This is a genomic window from Mesorhizobium sp. LNHC209A00, assembly GCF_000502915.1.
GTDB lineage: Bacteria > Pseudomonadota > Alphaproteobacteria > Rhizobiales > Rhizobiaceae > Mesorhizobium.
In genome coordinates, this window is the sequence record NZ_AYWT01000021.1 from 39,639 (window position 1) to 59,255 (window position 19,617).

Consider the following 19,617-nt stretch of genomic DNA (forward strand, 5'->3'; position numbering starts at 1 on the left):
CAGCTGCTATCTTCAGAAAATAAGGTCCGGTGGCCCGTCGACCGCGCATTTTCCGACTACGCTTTCCGGCTGCTCATCATAGGGCCGATGTTTCCATGTTAACATGGAAACAAGTCACCAACGCATCATAGACACATCGCATCAAGTCACGATGGGAATGTCTCACCCGCGCTGGCGGCTGCTGCTGCTGACGAGTGCGCTGGTGAGAAAGCGTCCTCGAAACCTCCCTCCTGTGCTTGGCAGGATAGCCTATTTTGTGATACACACAAAATAGGCGGCGCGGCCCTAACGGGTCTTAGCGCCCGCAAGCGGGCTTGAGAGATGGACGCAGACGCAGAGAAAGCAGCGGTGAAGAACGCGTCACGCCGCTACGGCGAGGTGACGCACATCCGGTTTTCGGCTGACGAGCTGGCTAGCCTCAAAGGCATTGCGGAGCGGGACGGCGTGACCGTCAGCGAGGTCGTCCGGCGTCTGGTGCGGGCAGAGGTAGGGCATCTGCCTATCGCGTCAGAGGCGTTGCGGCCGNGTCAGCGAGGTCGTCCGGCGTCTGGTGCGGGCAGAGGTAGGGCATCTGCCTATCGCGTCAGAGGCGTTGCGGCCGGCGATCGTGGACATGACCGATCAGCTGCGGCGCGTCGGCGTCAATTTCAATCAGGCCGTGCGCGCCATGAACGACGGCCGTGCTGCCCAGGATGAGGATATTGAACGGGCTTTGGTCGCGGTGGGCGACCTCGTGCGGCAGTTTCGCGAGGAACTGAAAACAATGACTGTCGAGTCTCGCAAGGCAAGGGAGGCCAGGCCATGAGTGGTCGTCTTGCTGGCTACGCGGCCGAAATCGAACGCTATCTGCGGGGCGGGTCCGGCGTGAAGCGTGAGGGGCTGGACGACGACAATTCTCTGACGGGGGCCAGACGCGAGGCCGGTGAATTCCAGGCGATGAAGAGTCATGAGCGGACTAGTGGGGGCGGGCGCCTCGGGCAAGGACAAGCCGGCGCGACGCCAGGTGGGCGCAGGAACGCCCCTCGTTCGTCGCCGGGAGGATTGGGGGCGTCGGGGAGTTCGATGTCCAGCGGGGCTCCAAAGGCTACTACTGCTGCGAGCTCGCACAAGGCCACTGGCGCGCCGATCGTGGTCTACGCCGCCACGCTCGCCGGCTTCCGGCCGGAAGAGGAGGAGGAAGACTGGAAGCGGCGCGGCGGTGGCGGTGGCCGTGGCGCTGACCGCTCTGGCGCTACAGGACGAGTGCCGCGGGCGGGCTATCAGGCGCGGGCCGTCGCGGCACGGGCAGGCTATGCGGCGGGCGCGCAGCCTGCCGTGTTCAAGGTTATGCCCAATCCGCCGTCGACCAGTGAAGCCGCTGCTCGGCTGCTCAATTACATCGGCAAGCGCGAGGACGAAAAAGGCGGGAAACACGACATCGAGATTTTTGACGAGGACGGGCAGGTTCTTGCGACAGGTGCCGCACGAAAAGCGTTCCTGGAAACATTTTGCGAGACGTTCGAACCGCCCCTGGAAAACACCAATTTTATCGAGGTTCGTTTTGAGCTTGCCGGCGAGGTCACCGATGCCGCGTTGAGCGAGGCGCTGAACGAGGCCTTGGGTGCAAAACCGTTCATCTATGCACGGGGCGGTCGGGCGGTGGAGGTTTACGCGCATACCGATGAGCGGGCCGGACCGCTTGCCAAGGTGCTTGCCGGCGGCCGGGAGAACTCGCGCAGCAAGGCGCTCGACAAGATCGAGGCGCGCTTGTCTGAGGCCATGGGCGCGGCCGGGGTGGTAGCCAAGGCAGAGGTAACGGCGGCTGTGAGCCGTGAACCCAAAGCGAAATACTTCCTGCAGAAGTTCATCCGCACCCACAGCCAGGTCCGCCACGCAAATGGTGAGCCCGTACCTGGGGTGAAGAACTCCACGAAGGCTGCCGCTTCAGTCTATGACCAATGGCGGCCGCAGTTTTCGGGGCGTGAGCGCCGCAATGCCTATCATCTGCTTTTCTCGGCGAGAGCCGGCACCGATGCCGACGCCGTCATGGCCGCGGCGCGCGCCGTGCTTGAGGAGCGAGCGCCGGGATACAAGTTCGTCCTGGCGCATCACAAGGACACCAAGCACGTCCATATCCATGCGATGGTACAGGCACGGTCGGCCGACGGTGAGCGCTTGAAATTCTACAAGCCGGATTTGGTCGCCTGGCGCGAGACCTTTGCGGAAAAAGCACGCGAGAACGGCATTGCGATGGTGGCGACCCGGCGCATGGACCATGCAATGACGCGTCCGTTCACGAAGGAGCATGCCGGGGCCTATAGCCGCGCGCAGAGCGATCCGCGCTACCGGGTCAGCGCCAGGACGATCGAGCGGGTGGAAGCCAAGCGGCANCTATAGCCGCGCGCAGAGCGATCCGCGCTACCGGGTCAGCGCCAGGACGATCGAGCGGGTGGAAGCCAAGCGGCAACGCCATTTGGACGGGCAATCCTTGGTCGTGAACGGTGATGCAATCGCTGCCGCGTGGCAAAAGACTGTTACGACGATGCGGACCGCGGGCGTAGTCGGTCAGGCGCTCATGGCAGCGGAGTCGATCGGCAACAATTTTCTGCAGTTCCGGCGCGATCGGACAGGGGAGGGGCAGCCAGCTCCTGCCGCGGATCGCGAAGCTGATCAATCGGGGCAGAAGTCTTTCCTGTCCCACCCCGTTATGAGAGATTTGAATGCACTGATAGGAGATTTGAACATGGCGCAAACCCCCTTGGAGATGCGGCGTCAGATGGCCCGCGTCAATCAGGCTCTGGACAACATGCGCGAGACGCTGCCGCCGGCGCATCAAGGACAGTTCGAACAGTATCGTGAAGAGGTGAACGACAAGATGCGCGACCGTCTGGCGCGGCTTCAGTTCGAGCGGCAGCAGCAGCGTCGTGGTGGTGGCAGTGGCGAGCCGATCCCCGAGCGCGAGGCGCGCGGGCAAGACCTTCCAACTCGGGACGATTCCCGCCAGCCGGTTGAGCCGCGCACAGGCACCGAGCAGGAGAAGGTGAGAGCCAAGCAGAAGGACGCCAACAAACAGAAGGCGCGGCAGTCGGAAGAGCAGGACCGGAAGACCCAGCGCTCAAACGATAACGACTACGAGCGTTGAGCAAGGGCCAATCTAGGTGTCCTGTGGTCTATCAAAACAATGTCATTCCTCACAGAATGATCAGGCTGGATGGCAGCAATGCGCCTAATCTCGGCCATAAAGGCGAACTTTCCCGCCGCCCGAAAGCAGACATTGCGTTTGACCCGCTGGAGGTCATGGTCCCGCCCTTTGTCGACAGTGATTGTATCAAACTATTGGCCAGCGCCAATGCGACCTTGTTCCTTCCGCTGCTGGCGTTCGTTATTGTCGTAACGGCTACTCCACCCTCTCAACGAATTGCAGGAACTCGACAGGCGGAAAGAGATTGAGCTTCTTGGCGACGCGCATGTTTACCAGATAGGCGAACTTCTCAATGGCGACGACCGGCATGTCGCCAGGCTTGGCCCCCTGTGTGAGGATCTTGGCCACCTGCTCGCCGGCGAGCTTGCCGACGTCGTAGTCTCGGGCGGCCACCGACATCAGAGCCTGGGATTCGCTGACAAGATGCTCATATGGGCTGAGCACCGGCAGACCATTATCCACTGCGGCGGCGGTGAAGGCGTCCGCGTTCTTTTCAAGGAAGGTGCTCGACCCCAGGTAGACGAACTGCGCACCGGCTGCCTTCAGTTGCGCGATGGTTTCGGCAAGCTTGGCTTGATCTGGAGTTCCGTCGGCAAGTGCCGGCAATGGCAATGCGTCGAATTTGAACATCATCTTTTTCGACAATGTCGCCAGTTCCTCCATCTTTTTCACCGAGTTGGGCTCGGCGCGGTCGAACAGGAGGCCCAGATGATCGAAGGTCGGCAGGTAGCGCTTGATGCTCTTGATATTGACGCTCTCGGGAACCCGGTTTCGGGTGCCGGTCACATTGGCGCGGCCGGTCTTTTCATAGCTTTCGATGATACCCGCCCCGATCGGATCGGACACCACCGTGAACACCACGGGAATGTCATTGAGAAGGCCTTTATCGTCCTGGTCCTTCAACGTGCCGACCATGCCGAGGGTGGCTTTGGTGCCCCAAGTGACCACCACATCGGCCTTGCGCTCACGTGCGTCCTTGACAAAGCCTGGCAGCTTGCTTTTGTCCTGGCCCGCATCATCGACGATGAAGCTGACGTCGATTTTCTTCTCGGCAAGCGAATCCTTGAGGCCCTTGCAGACATCCTCGCAGCCTAGCCAGGTTATCATAACAACGGTCTTCTCGGCTGCCTCGACACGAGGAGCAACAATGAGGCAAGAAGCCAGCGCTGCCCCGGCTGCCAACATAAGGTATGCCAATTTCATGCTTCCCTCCCGGCGATGATCGGCAAGTTGCGGCTTGCCACGTGGTAGATGAAATACGAGCCAACCCCGGCCAACACCAAGATGGCGATGAAGCCCATTGCGGCGGAATAGCCAAAATTTCCAGCGATGGCGGCAATGGCGATAAGTCCCACAACACTGCCAATTCGGTCCATGACCCTCACGGTGCCAAGAACCTTCTCCGCACCGATATGGGCCAGCTTTCCTTCCGCAAGACTCATCACCGTCGCCGTCTGCGGCCCGCTTACCAGGCCGTAGCCAAGGCCGGTGCCCATTGCGGCAACGATCATTGTCCAGCCGTTTGTTACGACTGCTGCTACGAGCAACGTCCCTCCGCCAAGCAATGCTCCGGCGAGGGTAATTCCCACCACCGAAATCCTGCCGGCAGGCAATCGCCCATATAGTGACCCCGACAGGATCACCATCAGGAAGTACATCATCATCAGTCGTCCGGTATCCGCCGTGGAGGCGCCCAACGCGTTCATCTGAAGCGACAAGAGATATGAGACGAAAACCTGATCGAGGATCGTCTGGGGCAAGATAATGCCAAACAGCAAGGTGGCGAACTGGCCGTTGGCCATTGTTCCGAGCAGCTGCCGCAGACTTGAGCGGCCGCCCTGCTCGGCGAGCGCCGAAACGTGGCTGGAAGCAGGCAGCATGCGCAAGATCATTGCCGCCGAAATCACGATCAAGGCGGCGCAAACCAGAAACACGCTGCGCTCGCCCAGACGGTCGGCAACGACACCCCCTAACGCGGTTCCCGCATAAAAACCGCCAAACATTGCCACGTGGAAAAGTCCTAGAGCCTGGGCCCGTTGTTCCTTTGGAGCAGCATCGATCACGTAGTCCTGGCAAGAGAGCGAAGCAAATGCATAACCAATGCCGCTGAACACACAAAAAAAGATAATTTCCAGCACATTGGTGGAAATGAAGAACCCTAAATTCGCGAGGGCCGCTGGGATCGACGCAACCAAGAAAAGGTTGCGGTGCCCGAAGCGTTTTGCAAGCGGACGCGCGTAGGGTGAACCGAGGACAATGGCGATGAGATAGGCTGCGAGCGGCAAGCTGATAACAATGCCCGGGTTGAGCCAGGTCAGCGGATTGTCCGCATCGCGAACGTACAGCGAAAAAAACGAAAGGGGAAAGGAGTCAGCCGCTGCTATCAGGAAGAGCGGGAGTCGCACATCGCTTAGACTGCAAAATCTCATCATGAGCGGCCGGCCTGCTGGGATAATGAAGTCTGGCTCCAGTTGCACGGCAAGGACGTGGCCGGGTAGTTTCCTTGCGCCCGCCATCATTGCCGTAAGTCGCTCGGCACGTAATGAAAGGACCTGGCCCAACCTGTCAACGGCGCTAATCCCGCTCACCAGAATGCGGCGGGAGAAGTCGCCCGCTGCCTGAAGCTTCAAAATGTAGTCGAGGCGGGTCAACGGTCCTGTCAGCGAGTGGTTGGTCATCACGGAAACCAGTTCGACCGCCAACAGGATGGTAACCAGTGTCACCACCAGAAGGTCGAGGATGAGATCGCGGAATTCTCGCGACAGGTATTCCGCGTTCTTTATGACGAAGACATTGGCTACAAGCTTGTTGTCGACGATGATCGGCACGAGGGTCCCTGCCTTTAGCATCACCGACGTCGAGGTGGGCGGACGGGTGCCCATCTCCAAGATGGGTCGGTTGGTGACCAGCGCGAAGTAGGAAATTTCTGGAAACTCGCTAAGCAGGGACGAGAAGAAATCCCGTCCACCGACCATCATGTCAAGCGGCACACCGGCCTTGAGCGTGCGGGCGATAGCATCATTGGCGATGCTGCCAATAAGCCTTGTGCGTTTGTCGAGTTCGGGCGCAAAAGATGCATCGATGCTGCGGTAGCCGACAACGCCGAGCGATCCGGTGATCCCCAAAACCAGAGCGGCTATGAGCGCCGTAAGCCTCCGCGACACCGCGACGGCCATGGGGCTATCAGGGAGCGATATGACGTCGGCACCATAGGCCCCCGTAAGCGGAACTACCGTGCGGTCCGCCCCGATAATCGCCGCGAGTTTGGTCGTTGCCAAACGGTATTTTGCGGTGCCCGCCGCGAGGGTCGCGCGAAAATCGGCAAAGTCTCGCGCAGGGAAAGTGCTGTCATCTTCAGAGGTATCCTCGGCATGGCTGGCGATATTATCGAGACTGCGGATGGCCGGCCGCAGGCGATAGCGCAGCGCGGCGTAGGTCAGGGCCGAGAACCCGCCTAGAAGGGCCAGTGCGGACAGCCAAATTTGTGAACTGATGTCGCGATTGTGCGTCCGTAATTCATTCATCGGATAAATAACGGCCAGCGCGGCGGCCGGCTCGTCGTTCTCATCCATAATGGTGGCACCACTAACCAGCACGGTCGTGGTCTCTAGGCCCCACTGGCTGTTTGAGCCCTCTTCCATGGCTCGCGTCATTTGGCGCCCGGTAAATGGAACAGCGGAATCCGGCACGGAAAGGATAACGCCGCCGGCTGCATCAAGCAGTACGATGTTGGAAATCGCGGGGTCCGTCTGCCTAGCCCGGTTCAGCAATTCTTGAGCATTGCGGACTGTCGCCACCGTCAGCCCAAGTTCCGAGACTGACCGGAAGGGGGCGGCAGTCGCAGCTGCAATGACGGAAAGTCGTTGCCGCACAAGGTGCGAATAAACCGCCTCGTGCTGTAGTTTGACCAGCACAGCCAAGATCGTGACCACGATTGCCAGAACAACCGTCAACGCCAACCAAACGCGGACCAAAAACGTCATTGTGCCCTGCCGCTTTCGCCGCCTAATGGAGCCCTCAACCACTTCGTCGTTTATATCGTCTTGCTCGCCTGCGGGGCGCCAAGGTCCGCCTCCAGGCATTCGGATGTTTGCAAGGACACCGGTTGCCATGCACCGGCGATCACATTCGCGACGTAATCGATCAGGACCCGCCACCCCGGCTATTGCATTAGCATGCTCTCATTTAAAAATACATCGTGAAGCGGTGGCGCAAACCTCAGCCCCGGTCGGTCACTATAACCCGGCCAGAGCTTCGATCTCTCGCACGAACCCGTCCGCAAAGGGTCAGTTCGAGTTTCGGATGCACCGGATCGAATGTCTGCAATCTAGCGTTCTTCCCAGAACCGGTCGGACCGCCTCCGGCCCCAAAATCGCCAGTCTGCAATGCGCCTCTCGTCCGCCATTCAAGTGTCCTTGGTCGTCTCCCGAAAGCAGATGAGGTGGATGGCTCCCGCTCCCGGCATCTGAGTGCCACAGTGGGTTTGCTGTCAGGCAACCCGAGCAAAGGAGCCATCCGCCATGCAGATTACCACCGTGGGCCTCGATCTGGCCAAGCGCATTTTTCAAGTTCACGCCGTCGACGCGTCTGGAGACGTTGTTGTGCGCAAGGCACTGCGCCGATCGCAAGTTCTGCCGTTCTTCGCCAAGCTACCGCGCTGCCTGATCGGGATCGAGGCCTGCGGGACGTCACATCACTGGGCTCGAGAACTGACGGAGCTCGGCCATGAGGTCCGGTTGATGCCGCCGAGCTACGTGAAGCCTTATGTGAAGCGCGGCAAGAATGATGCGGTGGACGCGGAAGCGATCTGCGAAGCGGTGACACGCCCGACCATGCGCTTCGTGGCGATGAAGTCGGCCGAGCAACAGGCGGCCCTGTCGCTTCACCGCACACGCAATCTTCTGGTCAAGCAGCGCACGCAACTCGTGAACATGATCCGCGGCTTGTTGGCTGAGTTCGGCATCGACATTCCCCAAGGTTTGGAGCGGGCGCTCAGGCTGGCGCACCAGATCGCCGCGAAGGAAGCGACGCCGGAAGTGCCGGCAATGGCAACGCAGGTTCTCGGTCTCCTGTGCGGGCAGGTGCTCGACACCCATGTTCGTCTCCAGGCGATCGACCGTTCGATCAGTGCCCTCCAACGAACCGACGACGTCGCACGACGCTTGTCGACGATCCCCGGTATCGGTCCGGTAGGGGCTACAGCGTTGGCTGCATCCGTTGCCGATCCGGGACAGTTCCGCTCGGGTCGAGAGTTCGCCGCCTGGCTTGGGCTGACACCTTCGCAAAACTCGAGCGGCGGAAAGGACCGTCTCGGGCACATCACCAAGATGGGCGACCGGTATCTGAGAAAGCTCCTGGTGATCGGCGCGACCTCTCTGATCCGACGGGCAAGGCATAAGCCCGAGGCTGCGGATCCGCGCCTCCTCGCGTTGCTCGCCAGGAAGCCAGCGCGCGTGGCAAGCGTAGCCATGGCAAACAAGATGGCCCGCGTGGTCTGGGCGATCATGGCGCGCGGCGAAACCTATCAAGCTCGCCATGCCGCGAGCCTTGCGGCGTAAGGTTCGAAGAAGATGAAATTTTAAGGACAGAGAACAGTTCGAGCCGATCGATCGGCTCCATGAGGTTGTGAGAGCGACGCGATGTGATGGCGTGACCGGTCAGGCCGGGAACAGGGACAACCCGTCGAATGTCCGAGGCATCATAGCCTGATAAGCAGATTGGGACCCAGTTCGCCGACCCCATCAGGGCCAGCAGCCTCGAATGGCTGCATCAACAGGCCGGACAGAAGACTGCACCCGACCAACGCGCCATAATGTCGAATTACCTCTTCCATCGCGGGAGCCATCCACAGAAGACATTCGGCTCAGGTGGAATGGTGTCCGCGTTTCCCGTTGCCGACCTTAGCAAGCGATAAGCCTTCCGCGATGGGCAGGCGATCGATCGCGTCCCATGTCGAAACCGACCACTCAGTTCTCGCCTGTCGTTCCCAATCGCGCGAGTACCGACTGCGCTTCAGCGGCGATTTCGCGAACAATCTCCGCGGCCGGCTGAATTTTCTTAACCAGCCCGACTCCCTGGCCAGCCCACATTGGTAAAGCGTCNGTAAAGCGTCGATGTCACCCTCCACATCGATCACCGGCGCCACCGGCGCGTAGCGTTCGATGTTGCCCCTTGAAGCTGAAACGGCGACAATGGCATCCTCACCGGGTCGTTGTCCGACTGGTGGACGCCCAGCAATCTCCCATGCTGCAACTGTCTTGTTGCGGAGCACACGCGTGGGCGCATCTTTCCAAGGGCCGCCATCAAAAAGGTTCTCGAGATAGATCGTGTCTGTTTCCGACGCGGCCAGCAGCCGTTCGCGATAGCGGGCGTGGAAGTTGGCCTCTGCGCTGACGAGAAACCGGGTGCCGATCCAGACACCAGCGGCGCCAAGCGCGAGTGCAGCGGCCATCCCCCGGCCGTCAGCGATCCCGCCCGCCGCAACCACCGGAACAGGCGCGACTGCATCCACCACGGTCGGAACCAGAGCCATAGTCGCGACCGTTCCCCAGACATGGCCGCCAGCCTCCCAGCCTTGCGCAACGATCACATCGACCCCGCAATCGACGGCCATCCGTGCCTCATCGGCCGAACGAACTGTCTGCATCACTACCGCACCAGCTGCCTTGGCCCGTGGTGCCAGTTCCGACGGATCCCCCCAGAACATAGTGATAATGCGGACACCTTCGTCGAGGCAGGCATCGAGGCGAACATCAGGATCCAAATCCAGTCGCAGATTGACGGCAAATGGTTTTGTGGTCAGCGACTTCATTTCCCGGACACGGGTCCGCAGCACTCCGAGTTCAGCAAGCCAGAGCGCGATCGTTCCGAGCCCGCCGGCCTCACTAACGGCGGCCGCTAGGAGCGGCCCCGCCGGTGCGCCCACAGGGGCAATGATCGGGGCGAGGACGATAGGCACCTCAATGCCGAGCAGATCGCAGAGTGGCGTTCGCATAGTTCACTTCCCCTTAGCGCTCCGGTGGGTCGGCAGGAAGTTCGCAGAACTTCCGTGTTGCTGCACAAGGATTTCCGGCTTCGTTTACTTCACTATTCCATCTTTGTGGTTTTTGGTCGCAACACGCGGTCTTCCGCCTAACGGCCACTCGGCCTCTGCGCGACGCTGGTTAGGTTAGCCGAACCTGGATGTCTGCAAAGTGAGCGCCCTTGACGCTGGCCCTCCACAATTCGCTAGACACGGCGGGCAGCGCCTGCGTTAGCGTGCCTGTCGTGACGACTTCACCCGCGTGTAGTGGCTCGCCGTCGTAAAGCGCGAGTTGTCGCACAAGATACCCCAACGCCTTGATCGGGCTGCCAAGGACCTGAACACCGCCTCCCGTCGCATGCGCCCCCGCCGCTTCTGAAAGTGTGACCGAAAACGATTCAAGCGCGTCGGCCCACTGTTTTCGGGTTTCGCCGATTGGGTATCGCGCGCCTAGCAGCAGTGCGACATGCACGCCGGTCGCTGCCGCATCGGATACCTTGAATCGCCAATCCGGGAAGATCGAGGTGCAGATCTCAAAGTCTAGGGCGGCCCATTCGATGCAATGCAGAAGATCGATATCCTCCATACTCGGATCGGGTGTTTCACACAGTCCCAGTGCGACCTCAGTTTCCATGCGGACGTTTGGCCAAGCTCCGAGTGGAAAGGCGCTTCCCGACTTCAAGTCGATAGTTGTTGCGTCATAAAGATAATTCCAAATCGGCCCCGAAATGCCGTAGCCGGCCCATGCGGCAGGGTTTGTGAAGCCAATCTTCCGGCCGATAACGCGCTCACCCCGAGCCTCCCGTCGGCGTCGGATCTCGTTGACGATCCGATAGGAATCCTCAAGGCCAAATCCAGGAAATCGCTCTGAGAAAGGGGGCACCTCACGGGGTGCGGTCATTGTATCGAACACCTCATCAGCAATCTTGGCCAATGTCTCGTCGGATAAACCCATGGGGCTACTGTGCACTCATTTCGATCGAGCGACAACGGTCTCAAGTCATGAGTGTGGGATCTCCCGCCGAACTAGAGGACTGCGAACGCCTGCTCTGCGCCCAATCTCCGCCGTGCAGAGAATTCCTACGGCTGCCCAAAAGCGGACGCCTTCCATTTCGACCTAAGCGCAATGGTATCGCCAATTCGGCGTCTCAATCAGAGGAAGACTTTCCGCTTCTTTGAGGACCGGTCGACGTCATCGAGCCGCTTCCTCGCCTGGCCGTTCATGTTGTTGCACATGGCGTGGAGCAGCACCGACACGAGCGTGGCCGATGCCGCATAGGAGTCAAAAACCCATGCCGTGGCCAAGGCGAACCCAGCTAAGATTTAACTATAGGACCGCGCGCGCCGCTTCCAAACCACGCGTCGTCGTCCTTCCCTTCGGCCGAAGGTTCGCCAGGCCATACGAGATCATACGAGCGCGGCCAGACCGCAGTTGATCGGCGACAGGATTATTTGCAAACCCGCATGGGGATGGTGAGTACTCGACGTCAGGGGGAGGACGCTCAAAGAGGCTCGGAAATTTCGCAGACGGCACCCTCCGGTTCGAAGAAGAGTTTCGCAGTGCCGCCCAGTTCCAGTGCGAGAGCGCGTTCGATGAGACGCGAACCGAAGCCCCTTATGTCAGGCGGCTTAACGGGTGCACCGCCACGTCACGCCATTCAAGCCGCAATAGCCTCGTTCCATGTGTCTCGTCCACGCGCCATCCGATCGCAATCCGTCCTGACTCCACCGACAGCGCACCGTATTTGCCCGCGTTGCTGGCGAGTTCGTGCATGGCCATGGACAGGGGGCGCCATCCTTGCCGTAATTCTCACCTTTGGTCCCTCTATTTCAAAGCGCTGTGTCTCATTGCTGCGACCGTAGGGTTCGAGCGCCTGATCGATCAGGTGATGGAGATCGGCACTGTCCTGACCGTTCTGGGTCAGCAGGTCTTGAGCCCGGGCCATCGACGACAGGCGGAAAACGTCGTGAGCGCTTGATCCACCGACCCGCGTTCGGAACGTCTGCGAGGCGACGACGCCGACCATTGTGAGCGTATTCTTGACCCGATGCTTCATTTCACTGGCAAGCATATGGGCGTGCGCCTCGACCTTCTCGCGTGCGACGAGTTGGTCGCGCAGTTCGTGTTGCCGGGCTCGTGCCAGGACGGCGGACTGCATCGCGGATATAAAGCTTGAAACTCGGGACAGGACGCTTGAGAATGACAATGTTTCGGCCGGCCCCACCCTCGTTGTAAGAGCCTGGTTGAGCGACGTAGGCTGTCGATGGTTCCCGACCGACGAACGCCACAATCGGCAGTTCGGACCATACGGGCTCTTCCTCAAATAAACCGGACAGCACTTGGAAGGTGGTCTCGGACAGCACTTCCTCGGTCAGCACAATCGCGCTGACGCTTTCGATCGGTTGATCGCGCAGCTCTCTTATGTCAAGTGCCAACTTCTCCTGTTCCTCGCGAAGCCACCTTGCTGATCGGGCTATCCGGTGGCCTCCAGGATCAATCGAGCGATCGTATCGGGTTGGGAGATTAGCGAGAGATGACTCGCTTTGACTTCGATGCTCGTCGCGCCCATGCGTCTGGCCATGAAGCGTTCGAGGTCGGGATTGATCGTCCGATCTTCCGTCGAAACAGCGTAGAAGCTCGGCTTGGATCGCCACGCCGCATGCGTTGTCTTGCCGGTGAGCAGGGCTTTCTGGAATGGCTGCTGGATTGCATAAAGGATCTTAGCCTTCGTTTCCGGGAGGTCGCCCGCGAAATCGCGTAGGAACGCGGCCTCGCTAAGACGCCCTTCGTCGCCGTCGAAGATGATCCCGGCGGCCGCCGGCGGCGTCGGATATGTCTTGGCCAACGCCGTATAGTCCTCGCCAGCATCCGGCGCCCGTGCGGCCACATAGACAAGAGCCGACACGTTTGGGTGCATGCCGGCTTCTGTCACGACCATTCCGGAGAAGGAATGCCCAACCAGGACTGTCGGACCATCCTGCCGTGCCAGCACGCGCTCGGCGGCGGCCACCGCGTCTGGCAGGGTTGTCAGAGGGTTTTGCACGGAAGTAGCATTGAGTCCGGCTACCTGCAGTCGTGCGATCACCTCCGACCAGCATGACCCGTCGGCGAACAGGCCATGTACGAGGACGACGTTCCGCGCCTTCGGCACTGGCCCGGCAACGGCGGGTGCGCTCAGGAGAAGAGCGCTTGCCGCTCCGGCGACACAAGTACTCACAAAGGCTCGCCGATTCATTGAATATTCCTGCGGAAGGTGGTCTTGGCTCTTCATGAAATTCTCCTTCGTGTATTCAATCTTCATTACCGTGACACGACGGGCGGCACCGGGAGGATGATTTCAGAAGCCACCTTCCAGTCGTTCTCGACGCGAAGCCAATTGATGATCATGAGAAACGGCCTGGCTGTTCCATCCTGCCCCGCATAAGAGACGGTGATGTTCATCGGCACGTAGGACTCGGCGACATCTCGCGTCAGGCTGACTACCCTGAGCTTCGAATAATCTGGCTCGAGCACGACCGGACCGGAGCTACCGATCTCATGCAGCTTTTGATCAACCGCATCATTGCCCCAAAAGCCGGCCCAGTTCCCCTCGGACTGGATCGCGCTTTTAGCCACCAATAGGGTCGAGGGCGATTGCCAGAACATCTCATGCAGAGCTTCGAAATCGTGCTTGTTGGCCAGATCCATCAGCCTGCCGAACTTCAATTTTATGCCGCTGAGTGTCGAAGCATCCTGCGGCCCATTGCTGACAGCGGAAGAAGATGCAGCACCCCCGGTGGATAAGTCCAAAGCAAATAGAGTGACAATGATTATCTTATACATGCGGGAGTTCCTTTCCAACTCTGGCTCGCATCATGACGACGCTGGTCGTATTTAGCGGCAGGCATACTCACCTTCGATTGGCCAAAGACGTGATCACGACGCCTCAGCCTGCACATTCGCAGAGTAAACTTGTGATTTTCGTGTCGAGAGCGCGGGCGACGGCAAGGGCTTCCGGGCTGCCATAGTGCAGCAGATAACTCTCTATTTTGTCATAAGAGACGTGCACCCCGTCGGACCGCTCATCGATGAGCACGGTGACGGGAGCGTAGGACCCAGCCTCGGGCACGTGCTTTACCATTTCTTTCATGATGAGTGGATTGCCGACCACGAACCGCATGATGTTAGGCGCCCTGGCTCCGGTCTCGCGACACAAGATATCCCCGAGGTCGAATTGCGCGAAGAGCATAAGGTCCGTTCGGCCGAGGCCGCGTCGTACAACGCGCTCCAAATCCGGGAAGGAGTTGGTCGCTCTCGTCTCCCTGAAAAATTCGACTATGTCAGGCTGTCCGACCGCGGACTTGAAGGCGGCCACAACAGCGTCGAATGGTTTTGAGCTCGTGACGCTAAAACGTTCCACCTCGATTTTGGCGATTGTCATTTTATCCTCTCCTCTCATTGCACGAACGCCTCGGACTTTCGAAACGCGCCGGGATCATGCAGCCGCGGGCTGTGCTTCCAGGAAGGTCCGGACGTGGCTGACGAATACCTTGTGGTGCTGAAACAGGGCGCCGTGCCCCGAATCGGGATAGAGGACCAGCTGAGCGTTGCTGAGTTCCTTGAACATTGCGTAGGCGTTATTTGCGGGCAGCATGGTGTCGTGGCTGCCGCTGACCACAAGGGCGGGCTGGTGGATGGCGCGTAAAATGGCGTGCTCGGGATCAGGCGTGGCGCACCACGTGATCAGAGCCTTGGCCTGCGGATCGGTGACCGCGTTGCCGTTATCAATGTCCCGATCGTCCTTACGCAACTTCGCCCGCTTCAGGAAGGCCAAGCCGGACGCCCGGCTGGCAGACGACTTCGTAAAGAACAGCGGCAGGCGGGGATCGGGGGCATCGGTTTGGGAAAACGCGTCCTGCAGAACCTCTAAAAGATGTTCCTCTCCCCCTGTCGGCGCGGTGCCGACGAGGATGATCTTCCGGACCAGCCGTTCGTGCTCGGCCGCGATCTGTTGGGCAATGCAGCCGCCGAGAGAGAAGCCCAGCAGGTCGACCTCAGAAAAGCCGAGCAGATTGATGAAGGCGACCGCATCTCTCGCCATCGTTGCAATATTGTCAGGCGTTTCGCCGGTCGAGCGACCGACCCCGGCATTGTCGAATGCGATTACAGGGCGATCTGTGGCGAGAGCGTTAACGACGGCGGGGTCCCACGCATCGATGTTGCCCGAGAAGTGCTGAAGGAGAACCAACGGCGTTCCGGCTGCGGGACCGAGGCGCCGATAGGCGAAGCTGATTCCGTGGCCTTGGACGTAACGGGTGGGCGCTGTTTCGAGTGTGGCGGCGTTCTGGCGTGCGATGTCGAGTTGAGTCATGTCATCCTCCGGATTTTGCGTGTAAAATAAGGGATCTTCTGCGGAGTTGCCGGGTTTGCGCCATCGGTCCGAGGCGTTCCAGATTCTCCGAGCGGGTGTGCACGCTCCCGGCGCGAAGCGCCGGGAGCAGTATCGTCACTTCGCGAGCGTTGCCTTTTCGATGACCTCTGCAACTTGCTTCGCATGGACAACCAGCGAGGCGTGGCTGCCGGCGACTTGCGTCGTCTGAGCCTTCATCCTGGTTGCGAACGACTTCTGGGCCTCAGGCGCGATGACCTTGTCCTTGGTAGTGATGACATAGAACGTCGGCTTGTCGTGCCAGGCCGCAATGTCGACAGGTGCTTCGAAAGCAACATGGTTCAACGGAAGCTGCGAGTTGGCCAGGTGTGCGGCGATCTCCGGAGGAAGGTCGGCCGCGACGGCCGATGGAAACACCCTGGGCTCGATAAATAGATTGCCATTCGCGTCGGGACGGATCGCATTGCCGCCTTCGGTCGGCGGCCCGGCCTTCGCCAGCGACGCCAAGGATTCGCCTACGTCAGGCGCGAAGGCGGAGACATAGACCAGCGCCGAAACCTTGGAATCGTTGCCGGCTTCCGTGATCACCACGCCGCCCCAGGAGTGACCGACCAGAACGGTCCTGCCGTCCTGCTTCGCGAGCGCCTGTTTGGTGGCATCGACGTCGGCGCTGAGCGAGGTGAGCGGATTTTCGACGAGCGTGACGTTGTAGCCTTTTTTCGTGAGAATATCGGCGACGGGCTGCCAGCTCGTCTGGTCGACGAAAGCGCCGTGCACGAGCACAATGTTGTGGGCTGCTCCCTTGGGCAGTTCGGCAGAATTGGCTGAGCCGACCAATGTCGATCCGGCCAAGAGTGCGGCGGCGGCTGAGAAGAGGATATTTCGCATTGAATGGTCCTTTTGCGTATCGGACGGAATGAGGTCCGTGGTGAATGGGCAGGCGTTCCACAAGGTCGCGGTTCTTCCAATTGCAGTTGGCGAATTGGTTGCCGCACGTAACGTCGGCCCGCTGCGAGGTGTCCTATTCCGCCGGCCTTGCGGACGGTAGGCATCAATCGTCCGGATCTTGTGTCCGATCGTCCACCGGTCTAATCTCGATGGCATGGATATACTCGCCCAGGTGCTCGATCGCGTCCGGCTCGGCGGGACGTTGCTCTTTCACTTCGAGCTCGGCCATCCCTGGCATCTTGAGTTGCCGGCGCGCCCCTACGCTCTGTTTCACTATCTCAGCCAGGGCGCCGCCACCCTCGAGCTCGGACAGGGACCGGAAATCCGGATCACCGAGGGCGATTTTGTCGTCATCACGCGCGGGGAGCCGCATGTGTTTTATTCGGATCGCCAGGCCCAGCCTTTACGGATCGTGGATATCGATCGATCGTCGCCGCACCTTAGCTTTATTCGTCACGGCACCACTGCAAAGCCACTCTCGGCCATGATTTGCGGTAATTTCACGGTGTCACGGCCGATGTTCGGCAGCGTGCTGCAGCTGCTTCCGCCGGTGCTCGTGCTGAAGCCGACGGCGGACGGCGGTTGGCTCGAAGCCATCCTGCGCCGCATGGTCGCCGAGTCCGCGCTTGAGCGTCCTGGCCAACGCGTCGCGCTTTCACGACTGACAGAAGTTCTCTTTGTCGAGGTGCTCCGAAGCTGGATCGCATCTCTCGGTCCTGGACAAGGCGGCTGGCTAGGGGCTATATCTGATCCGCATATCGGACCGGCGCTCAAGCTGATTCACGAACACCCGGAGCGGTCCTGGAACTTGAGCGAACTTGGCCGTCGCGTCGGGCTCGGCCGCTCGGCATTTGCGGCGCGTTTTACAAAGCTCGTCGGCCAGTCCATGCAACGTTATGTGATCGAACGCCGGATGGCGGAGGCGGCGTTCCTGCTGGAAACCAGCGATGAGCCCATCGCACGGATTGCCAGCCGGGTTGGCTACGAGNGGCGGCGTTCCTGCTGGAAACCAGCGATGAGCCCATCGCACGGATTGCCAGCCGGGTTGGCTACGAGACAGCCGCAGCGTTTTCGAAGCTGTTTCACCGGCATAACCAACAGTCTCCAGGCCGGTACCGGGCCGCCCGACGCGCCGACGGAGGCCTTCCGAAGTCGGACGGTCCTAAAGTGCAAGTATCGGATTGACCTCGGATTGACCTAAGACAAGCGCAGTCGCCATGTCACTTGCGCTTAGCGGCTCTTCGTAGTCGCTTGCGAACTTGGCCATCTCGCGGGCGCTGGGTCGCGAAGAAGACGAGATGTCGCCCACCTCGGTGCAGGTTCATCTCGCACAACGCCAGCTCTCAAGAGGGCGTGCAGCATTTTGGGACGGCGGCTTTCTAAGTATCTCAGCTTGAACCGGACAGTCCGCAGTCGGCCCCAGAGGCGACGTCCGAGTAAAGGCTTGGGGATGTCTGTAGTTGGCGTAACCCGAACCCAGCGAGCGATGGCATGGTTATGATCTTGTTTGGACAGGCGAGCGAACGTAAACTGCCCGCAACAAGGCCATTTCGTTGAGAGCCGGCCGCGTCTGTTCGATGCCATCACGCGCACTTCGCTGGTGCGGCTCTCGTGGCTCGGGCGGTCCATGAAATCTGCTTCGCTGATCCGACGGCGCTGCGGGGGCGGTCCAGAATTTAGGCCTGCCAAGGCCATTTTGCGCATTCGTTCCGAACCTGAGTACGACTAAGACCCAGGTCTGCAAGCTGATGGTCTTCGAGCTCGGCCAATTCTTTGCGTTGGCAATGGAGTTGGATCNCATTTTGCGCATTCGTTCCGAACCTGAGTACGACTAAGACCCAGGTCTGCAAGCTGATGGTCTTCGAGCTCGAACAATTGCTTGCGTTGGCAATGGAGTTGGATCCAGCGCGCTACCATCACAATCGCTCCTGTCACATTGTTGGCGATGTGACGGACATGTGTCGGCAACGACGACGAAGGCCTCCGCGCCTCAGCCAGCGGGTGATTGAACATTGCTCATCCTTTCGCGGCATCCATGTTGACCTGTGGCGCTGAAATGCGCCAATCTGCTGCCGCGCGCAAAGCATGGTTTCTCGTGCTAGCCCCAATTGTTCTCATGATGCGGTGCGAAATTGGCTCGCCGACTGCCGTCGCTCAATGCCCTCAAAGCCTTCGAGGCGGCGGCACGTCATCAGAGCTTTACCAGGGCGGCGGAAGAGCTGTCCGTGACGCAGGGCGCGGTGAGCCATCAGGTGAAGGCGCTCGAGCTCGAATTGGGCATCAGGCTGTTCGATCGCGAACGTCAAAAGCTNCTCTCGGCACGCAGCGCATCCAGCATCTATCACGGGCCGGAGCGCTGACGGTCAGCACGTCGCCCGACTTTGCCGCCAAATGGTTGGTCAACCGCCTTGGCAGGTTTGCCGAGACGCATCCAGCCATCGATCTCAGGATTTCCGCAACCATGCATCACGTCGACTTCGCCAGAGAGGATGTCGATCTTGCGGTGCGGCATGGCGATGGCAATTGGCCGGGGCATGATGTTGTCCGCCTATGCTCCGAGGAACTGTTCGCGATCTGCAGTCCCAAACTGCAGCAGCGAATGCGCGAGCCTTCCGACGTGCTGAGATTTCCGTTGCTGCATCTTGATGACCGAAAGGACTGGTCGGAATGGCTCGAGGTCGCTGGCGTCGTTGATGTCAAACTCTCCCACGGACCGATCTTGAACCGCGCCAGCATGGTCATAGATGCCGCTGTCGACGGCCAGGGCGTCGCACTCGCCCGCACGACGCTTGCGGCGTGGGACCTCATCAACGGGCGGCTCGTCAGGCCATTCGCCACGGCTCTGCGATTGTCCAAGACCTATTGGATCGTGTGTCCCAAGGCGACGTCGATGCTGCCCAAAATCACCACATTCCGGAACTGGCTGTTGGCCGAGGCCGCTGATGACGTACGTCGCCTCGAGACGCTCGTTCCAAAGTAGTAATTCTAAAATCGCTACGCTTGGCAGTCGCAAGTGTTACTCGCTAAAGGCTCAATTCCTCGCCTGACTCTTGCGACGGGCGAACATCCGGTGACCAGGCGCAAGCAGCAATTCGGGC

At 60.0% G+C, this 19,617-nt stretch carries 18 protein-coding genes and 1 pseudogene; 8 read left to right on the forward strand and 11 right to left on the reverse strand.

What is annotated here, in order from left to right; genetic code table 11:
* Window positions 1–613 precede the first annotated feature (613 nt).
* The 3 genes from X739_RS139170 to X739_RS139160 all read left to right on the forward strand — a co-directional run bounded on the left by X739_RS139170 (window position 614) and on the right by X739_RS139160 (window position 3,121).
* Window positions 614–805 (forward strand): plasmid mobilization relaxosome protein MobC, encoded by a 192-nt coding sequence (locus tag X739_RS139170; protein ID WP_156940003.1) that lies wholly within the window; start codon window positions 614–616, stop codon window positions 803–805.
* Window positions 802–2,376, forward strand: coding sequence for a relaxase/mobilization nuclease domain-containing protein (locus tag X739_RS139165; protein ID WP_084056523.1), 1,575 nt, complete (start codon window positions 802–804; stop codon window positions 2,374–2,376). The genes X739_RS139170 and X739_RS139165 overlap by 4 nt, the downstream gene beginning before the upstream one ends.
* A gap of 52 nt (window positions 2,377–2,428) precedes the next feature.
* On the forward strand, window positions 2,429–3,121 hold the full coding sequence (locus tag X739_RS139160) for a hypothetical protein (RefSeq protein ID WP_156940005.1): 693 nt from the start codon (window positions 2,429–2,431) through the stop codon (window positions 3,119–3,121).
* 255 nt (window positions 3,122–3,376) lie between these two features.
* Here X739_RS139160 and X739_RS139155 read toward each other — a convergent pair whose 3' ends face one another.
* The gene (locus tag X739_RS139155; protein WP_084056525.1) at window positions 3,377–4,384 is read right to left on the reverse strand and encodes an ABC transporter substrate-binding protein; all 1,008 of its coding nucleotides are present in this window, start codon (window positions 4,382–4,384) and stop codon (window positions 3,377–3,379) included.
* Window positions 4,381–7,164 carry an MFS transporter gene (locus X739_RS139150; protein ID WP_198026177.1) on the reverse strand — a complete coding sequence of 928 codons (2,784 nt, stop codon included), beginning with the start codon at window positions 7,162–7,164 and terminating at the stop codon, window positions 4,381–4,383. Before X739_RS139150 ends, X739_RS139155 begins: the two co-directional genes overlap by 4 nt.
* A gap of 537 nt (window positions 7,165–7,701) precedes the next feature.
* On the opposite strand from X739_RS139150, the gene X739_RS139145 reads away from it, so the two are divergent.
* Window positions 7,702–8,739 carry an IS110 family transposase gene (locus X739_RS139145; RefSeq protein WP_023796120.1) on the forward strand — a complete coding sequence of 346 codons (1,038 nt, stop codon included), beginning with the start codon at window positions 7,702–7,704 and terminating at the stop codon, window positions 8,737–8,739.
* Between the two features lie 305 nt (window positions 8,740–9,044).
* Here the strand turns inward: X739_RS139145 and X739_RS02655 are convergent, their stop codons facing one another.
* Together X739_RS02655 and X739_RS139140 are read right to left on the reverse strand one after the other, a co-directional pair.
* Complete coding sequence (locus X739_RS02655; RefSeq protein ID WP_023796121.1) at window positions 9,045–10,175, reverse strand: nitronate monooxygenase; 1,131 nt, start codon at window positions 10,173–10,175, stop codon at window positions 9,045–9,047.
* A 169-nt stretch (window positions 10,176–10,344) separates the two neighbouring features.
* Window positions 10,345–11,157 carry a hypothetical protein gene (locus X739_RS139140; protein WP_023796122.1) on the reverse strand — a complete coding sequence of 271 codons (813 nt, stop codon included), beginning with the start codon at window positions 11,155–11,157 and terminating at the stop codon, window positions 10,345–10,347.
* An 817-nt stretch (window positions 11,158–11,974) separates the two neighbouring features.
* Here X739_RS139140 and X739_RS1000000170840 point away from each other — a divergent pair.
* A complete protein-coding gene (locus X739_RS1000000170840; RefSeq protein ID WP_245273959.1) occupies window positions 11,975–12,181 on the forward strand; it encodes a hypothetical protein in 207 nt (68 codons plus the stop codon).
* A 495-nt stretch (window positions 12,182–12,676) separates the two neighbouring features.
* On the opposite strand, the gene X739_RS139135 is transcribed toward X739_RS1000000170840, so the two are convergent.
* From X739_RS139135 to X739_RS139115, 5 genes are all read right to left on the reverse strand, one after another.
* Window positions 12,677–13,438: an alpha/beta hydrolase gene (locus X739_RS139135; RefSeq protein WP_031252493.1), complete on the reverse strand. Its 762-nt coding sequence runs from the start codon at window positions 13,436–13,438 to the stop codon at window positions 12,677–12,679.
* A 65-nt stretch (window positions 13,439–13,503) separates the two neighbouring features.
* Window positions 13,504–14,025, reverse strand: coding sequence for a hypothetical protein (locus X739_RS139130; protein WP_023796126.1), 522 nt, complete (start codon window positions 14,023–14,025; stop codon window positions 13,504–13,506).
* 103 nt (window positions 14,026–14,128) lie between these two features.
* On the reverse strand, window positions 14,129–14,623 hold the full coding sequence (locus X739_RS139125) for a DUF302 domain-containing protein (protein WP_023796127.1): 495 nt from the start codon (window positions 14,621–14,623) through the stop codon (window positions 14,129–14,131).
* Between the two features lie 54 nt (window positions 14,624–14,677).
* Complete coding sequence (locus X739_RS139120; RefSeq protein WP_023796128.1) at window positions 14,678–15,553, reverse strand: alpha/beta hydrolase; 876 nt, start codon at window positions 15,551–15,553, stop codon at window positions 14,678–14,680.
* 135 nt (window positions 15,554–15,688) lie between these two features.
* On the reverse strand, window positions 15,689–16,459 hold the full coding sequence (locus tag X739_RS139115; RefSeq protein WP_031252494.1) for an alpha/beta hydrolase: 771 nt from the start codon (window positions 16,457–16,459) through the stop codon (window positions 15,689–15,691).
* 214 nt (window positions 16,460–16,673) lie between these two features.
* Here X739_RS139115 and X739_RS01000000166685 point away from each other — a divergent pair.
* Window positions 16,674–17,704: pseudogene (locus X739_RS01000000166685) on the forward strand (AraC family transcriptional regulator).
* Window positions 17,705–18,195: 491 nt separating this feature from the next.
* Here the strand turns inward: X739_RS01000000166685 and X739_RS1000000171420 are convergent.
* Window positions 18,196–18,288, reverse strand: coding sequence for a DUF1127 domain-containing protein (locus X739_RS1000000171420; protein ID WP_348625780.1), 93 nt, complete (start codon window positions 18,286–18,288; stop codon window positions 18,196–18,198).
* Window positions 18,245–18,532 carry a DUF1127 domain-containing protein gene (locus X739_RS1000000171425; RefSeq protein WP_084056529.1) on the reverse strand — a complete coding sequence of 96 codons (288 nt, stop codon included), beginning with the start codon at window positions 18,530–18,532 and terminating at the stop codon, window positions 18,245–18,247. The genes X739_RS1000000171420 and X739_RS1000000171425 overlap by 44 nt, the downstream gene beginning before the upstream one ends.
* Before the next feature lie 119 nt (window positions 18,533–18,651).
* On the opposite strand from X739_RS1000000171425, the gene X739_RS1000000170845 reads away from it, so the two are divergent.
* Window positions 18,652–18,879: a LysR family transcriptional regulator gene (locus tag X739_RS1000000170845; RefSeq protein ID WP_023796132.1), complete on the forward strand. Its 228-nt coding sequence runs from the start codon at window positions 18,652–18,654 to the stop codon at window positions 18,877–18,879.
* A 35-nt stretch (window positions 18,880–18,914) separates the two neighbouring features.
* Complete coding sequence (locus tag X739_RS01000000166690) at window positions 18,915–19,499, forward strand: LysR substrate-binding domain-containing protein (protein WP_023796133.1); 585 nt, start codon at window positions 18,915–18,917, stop codon at window positions 19,497–19,499.
* The last annotated feature ends 118 nt before the right edge of the window (window positions 19,500–19,617 follow it).